Source organism: Candidatus Andeanibacterium sp. (genome assembly GCF_057143545.1).
The window spans coordinates 1-5220 of record NZ_DBNHSF010000061.1; the positions used below are offsets into that span (position 1 = coordinate 1).

Genomic DNA, 5220 nt, shown 5'->3' on the forward strand with positions numbered 1-5220 from the left:
TGAGCCAGGTGACCTTGTTCTTCTTGAACAGGAATTCTATCCCGCCGGTCAGCTCCTTGACCGCAGCATCCTTTTCGCTTTGCAGCCTGGCGACATCGATCGTGACCTTGCCGGTCTGGACGCCGAATTTGGCAAGCACGCCCGCATTGGCTTCCTCGAACAGCTCGGAACCGTGGAGCAGCGCCTTGGACGGGATGCACCCGACATTGAGGCATACACCTCCCAAAGTTGTGCGGCTTTCGACGCAGGCGGTCTTGAGCCCCAGCTGCGCCGCGCGGATCGCCGCGACATAGCCGCCGGGACCGGCACCGATAATCAGGACGTCGTAGTCGTAGTCAGCCATGTCTCTTCCTTCTATCCTCCCCTCGAAGGGGAGGTGGCAGCCCGAAGGGCTGTCGGAGGGGTGTAACCACGAGCGGGGATACCCCTCCACCGCCTTCGGCGGTCCCCCTCCCCCTGCGGGGGAGGATCCCCATTACAAATCGATCAGGATCCGCATCGGATCCTCGATCGCTTCCTTGATGATCTTGAGCGCGGTCACTGCTTCGCGCCCGTCGATCAGGCGGTGGTCGTAGCTGAGTGCGAGGTACATCATCGGACGGATGACAATCTCGCCGTCCACCACCACGGGTCGCTGGTCGATCCGGTGGAGACCGAGCACCGCCGATTGCGGCGGGTTAATGATCGGAGTGCTCATCAACGAACCGAACACACCGCCATTCGAAATCGTGAAAGTGCCGCCTTGCATGTCTTCGAGCGTCAGCGTGCCGTCCTTGGCCTTCTTGCCATAGTCGGCGATCGCCTGTTCGATCTGCGCGAAGGAGAGCTTGTCGCAATCGCGCACCACCGGGACGACCAGGCCCTGCGGCGCACTCACCGCGACCGAGATATCGACGTAATCGTGATAGACGATCTCGTCGCCGTCGATCTGGGCGTTGGCGGCAGGCACGTCCTTCAGCGCCAGCACCGCGGCCTTCGCAAAGAAGCTCATGAAGCCGAGCTTGATTCCGTGCTTGGTGGCGAACAGCTCCTTATAGGCTTCGCGCGCTGCGATCACCGCCGACATGTCGCAATCGTTGAAAGTGGTGAGTAACGCCGCCTCTTCCTGCGCGCTCTTGAGCCGCCGGGCGATGGTCTGGCGCATGCGGGTCATCTTGACCCGCTCGGTGCGGCGTTCGCCCGAAGGCGTTGGTGAAGGCGCCGGGGATGTTTCGGCTGCCGGGGTCGCGGCGGGCGAAGGGGCGGGTGCTTTGCCTTCATCGCGTGCCTTGGCGGCGGCGAGTACGTCTTCCTTGGTCAGGCGGCCGTCCTTGCCGGTGCCCTTGATCTGGGTCGGGTCGAGCCCGGCCTCGAGCACCGCGCGGCGGACTGCCGGCGACATGGTGACCGCTCCGTCGGCCGGTTCCTCGCTGGCCACCGGCGCTGGTTCGGCTTCCTTGGCGCGTTCCTTCACCGGCTCCGGTCCGGCCGTCTTGGCGGCGGGTGCAGCGCCTTCCTCGACAATGGCAATCACTGCGCCAACCTCGACCGTGTCGCCCACTTTGGCGACATGTTCCGACAACACGCCATCGACCGGCGAAGGCACTTCCACTGCGACCTTGTCGGTCTCGAGGCTGGCAATGGGTTCGTCCATTCTCACCGCTTCGCCCGGCTGCTTGAACCATTCGCCGACCGTAGCCTCTGTCACCGATTCACCGAGCGCCGGGACTTTGACTTCGCTTGAACCTGCTTTTGCCATGGGTCTGCTTCCTGTTCGGGACGATTATTTCGAGATTGCGGGTTGGAGTGAAGGCGGAATGCCGAATTTTGGCTGCTCGCCGCCAGGCAGGCCAAGCGCCTGGTTGACCAGGGCCTCCTGCTGCTTGGCGTGGCGGCTGGCGAGACCGGTAGCGGTCGAGGCCGCCGGATCGCGCCCGGCATAGCTTGGCCGCATGCCCCTGCCATCCTTGTCGACGCGGCCAGCCTCCTGGAGGGCCTGTTCGATCTGGCTCTCGACAAAGAACCAGGCGCCATTGTTGCGCGGTTCTTCCTGGCACCAGACGACTTCCTCGAGACTGGTCATGCGTTTGAGGCGCGCGGCCAGCGGTTCGCCGGGGAAGGGATAGAGCTGTTCGAGCCGCACAATCGAAATGTCGTCGATCCTTTCGGCATCGCGCTTTTCGATCAGGTCGTAGGCGACCTTGCCCGAACACAGCACCAGGCGGCGAATTTTCTTGTCCGGAATTTCGGTGGTGTCGGACATGATCCGCATGAAGTGGCTCTCGCCAAGGAATTCCCTGGCATTCGACTTGGCCAGCGGGTGCCGCAGCAGCGATTTCGGAGTCATGATCACCAGCGGCTTGCGGAACGGGCGCATCATCTGCCGCCGCAGGACATGGAAGTAGTTCGACGGGACGGTGATGTTGCAGACCTGGATGTTGTCGTTGGCGCAGAGCTGGAGGAAGCGTTCGAGCCGGGCCGAGGAATGCTCCGGTCCCTGTCCCTCGTAGCCATGCGGCAACAGCAGCACGAGACCGTTTGCGCGCAGCCATTTGATCTCGCCCGCGGCGATGAACTGGTCGATCATGATCTGCGCGCCATTGGCGAAATCGCCGAATTGCGCTTCCCACAGCACCAGCGTCTTGGGGTCGGCCGAAGCGAAGCCGTATTCGAAGCCGAGCACGCCATATTCGGAGAGCGGGCTGTCATAGACTTCGAACTTGCCGTGCGGAAGTTGGCACAAGGGAAGGTATTTGCGCTCGGTCCGCTGGTCGATCCACATCGCGTGACGCTGGCTGAAGGTGCCGCGGCCCGAATCCTGCCCCGACAGCCGCACCCCGAAGCCTTCTGTCACCAGGCTGCCGAAAGCGAGCGCTTCGGCGGTCGCCCAGTCGAAGCCTTCGCCGGTCTTGAACATCTCGCGCTTGGCTTCGATGATCCGGCCGAGCGTCTTGTGGATCTCGAGGTCGTCGGGGACGGTCGTGAGCGTGCGGCCAAGGCTTTCGAGCAGCTTGGGCTCGATCGCGGTTTCGACGTTGCGGCGCGCGGTCTCGGGATCGGCGGGCTTGTTGAGCCCGGCCCAGCGGCCGCCGAACCAGTCGGCCTCGTTGGGCTTGTAGCTCTGGCCGGCCTCGAATTCCTGCTGCAGCACGGCGGTGAAGCGGTCCTCTTCCTCGCCGGCCCAATCCTTGTCGATCACGCCCTGTTCGATCAGGCGCGCGGCATAGACCCGGCTGACCTTGGGGTGCTTGCGGATTTGCGCATACATTTGCGGCTGGGTGAAGCTCGGTTCGTCGCCTTCATTGTGGCCGAAGCGGCGATAGCACCACATGTCGATCACGATGTCGCGCTTGAAGCGCTGGCGGTATTCGACCGCGAGCTTGCAGGCAAAGGTCACGGCCTCGGGATCGTCGCCATTGACGTGGAGGATCGGCGCCTGGACGCCCTTGGCCACATCGGATGGATAAGGTGACGATCTGGCGAATTTCGGACTGGTAGTAAAACCGATCTGGTTATTTATGATGAAATGGATGCAGCCGCCGGTGTTGTAGCCGTTGACGCCCGAGAAGCCGAGGCACTCCCACACGATCCCCTGGCCGGCAAAGGCGGCATCGCCATGGATCAGGACCGGCAGGACTTTCTGGTGCTCGTCGAGATCCTCGTGGAAGGCCTGCTGCGCACGGACCTTGCCCAGCACCACCGGGTTGACCGCTTCGAGATGGCTCGGGTTGGGGACCAGCGACATATGCACCTTGATCCCGTCGAATTCGCGGTCGGTCGAAGTGCCGAGATGATATTTGACGTCGCCCGAACCGCCAACATCTTCGGGATTGGCGCTGCCGCCCGAGAATTCGTGGAAGATCACGCGATAGGGCTTGGCCATCACGTTGGCGAGCACGTTGAGCCGCCCGCGATGGGCCATGCCGTAGACGATCTCGCGCACGCCGGCCGCGCCGCCATGCTTGATCACCGCTTCGAGCGCGGGGATCATCGATTCCCCGCCATCGAGCCCGAAGCGCTTGGTACCGACATATTTCTTGCCGAGGAAGGCTTCGTACTGCTCGCCGCGGATCACCGCCGCAAGGATTGCCCTCTTGCCGTTCTCGGTGAACTCGATGCCCTTGTCGGCGCCTTCCATGCGCTCCTGCAGGAAGCGGCGCTCCTCGATGTCGTTGATATGCATGTATTCGAGGCCGACATGGCCGCAATAATTGTGGCGCAGGATCGCCACCACCATCCGCACTGTGGTCCAGTCGAGGCCGAGATTGCCGCCGAGATAGACCGGCCGGTCGAGCGCCTCGCCCTCGAAACCGTGGAATTCGGGCGTCAGGTCGGCGGGCAGTTCGCTGTGATGGAGTCCCAGCGGGTCGAGATCGGCGGCGAGGTGCCCGCGCACGCGGTAGATCCGGATCAGCATCATCGCGCGGATCGAATCTCCGGCGGCCTGCTCGATCTGGCGCTCGTCGAGCTTCATCCCGGCCTTGGCCGCGGCTTCGCGCACGACGATTGTCATGCCCGTGGGATCGAGCGCCGAGGTCAGGTCGTCTTCCGCCCCGGCGTCGAGGATCGGCCAGCTGGCGCGCTGCCAGCTCGGGCCCTGTTGGGCACCGTCCGGAGCGAAATCGTGCATTTCGTTACCCATCACACACCATTCTGTGAGTCCCCGCGAAGGCGGGGACCTCCCTCGGTCTAAACCAACATTTGAAGCTCAGGGGTCAAATCGCGCCATTCGGGGTTCAATTCCTCGATCCGCTTGACCTTCCAGCTTCTGTTCCACTTCTTCATCCGCCATTCGATCGCTCGCGCATCCTGGATGTCATCAAATGCCTCGAACCAAACCAGCACATCGCAGTTGTACTTTTTGCTGAAACCCGGAACCGCCCGGCTGCGATGTTGTTCGATCCGCGTCGCCAAATCCGACGTGACACCAAGGTAAAGCACGCCACCTGGTTTGTTGGTCAGAAGGTAGACGAATCCTGGTCTCAAGCGCTTCTCCAGTCCTGCCTGAGGTCCCCGCCTTCGCGGGGACTCAGAGTTAGGTTAGTTCCTTCAATAGGCCCGCCAGCGTCGTCCCCAACTCGCTCGGATTGGGGGTCACGCGGATCCCCGCATCTTCCATCGCCGCGATCTTGTCTTCGGCGCCGCCCTTGCCGCCCGAAACGATCGCGCCGGCATGGCCCATCCGGCGTCCGGGAGGGGCGGTGCGTCCGGCGATGAAGCCGACCACCGGCTTCGAACGCC

Annotated in this window: 4 protein-coding genes and 1 pseudogene; all 5 read right to left on the reverse strand. The window is 63.1% G+C overall.

Annotation, left to right across the window (positions count from 1 at the left end; all coding sequences use genetic code 11):
• A partial coding sequence (locus tag AC16XC_RS04160; RefSeq protein WP_484033382.1) for an FAD-dependent oxidoreductase occupies positions 1 to 343 on the reverse strand: 343 nt, incomplete at its 3' end.
• A 132-nt stretch (positions 344 to 475) separates the two neighbouring features.
• Positions 476 to 1738: a 2-oxoglutarate dehydrogenase complex dihydrolipoyllysine-residue succinyltransferase gene (odhB, locus tag AC16XC_RS04165; protein WP_484033383.1), complete on the reverse strand. Its 1263-nt coding sequence runs from the start codon at positions 1736 to 1738 to the stop codon at positions 476 to 478.
• Positions 1739 to 1762: 24 nt separating this feature from the next.
• The gene (locus AC16XC_RS04170; protein WP_484033384.1) at positions 1763 to 4621 is read right to left on the reverse strand and encodes a 2-oxoglutarate dehydrogenase E1 component; all 2859 of its coding nucleotides are present in this window, start codon (positions 4619 to 4621) and stop codon (positions 1763 to 1765) included.
• A 47-nt stretch (positions 4622 to 4668) separates the two neighbouring features.
• Positions 4669 to 4965 carry a GIY-YIG nuclease family protein gene (locus AC16XC_RS04175; protein ID WP_484033385.1) on the reverse strand — a complete coding sequence of 99 codons (297 nt, stop codon included), beginning with the start codon at positions 4963 to 4965 and terminating at the stop codon, positions 4669 to 4671.
• A 49-nt stretch (positions 4966 to 5014) separates the two neighbouring features.
• Positions 5015 to 5220, reverse strand: a pseudogene (locus AC16XC_RS04180) (succinate--CoA ligase subunit alpha); the annotation flags it as partial.

Coding starts and splice junctions, on each gene's coding strand:
- odhB (WP_484033383.1), bottom strand. CDS start 1,738: ATGGCAAAAGCAGGTTCAAGCGAAGTCAAAGTCCCGGCGCTCGGTGAA.
- AC16XC_RS04170 (WP_484033384.1), bottom strand. CDS start 4,621: ATGGGTAACGAAATGCACGATTTCGCTCCGGACGGTGCCCAACAGGGC.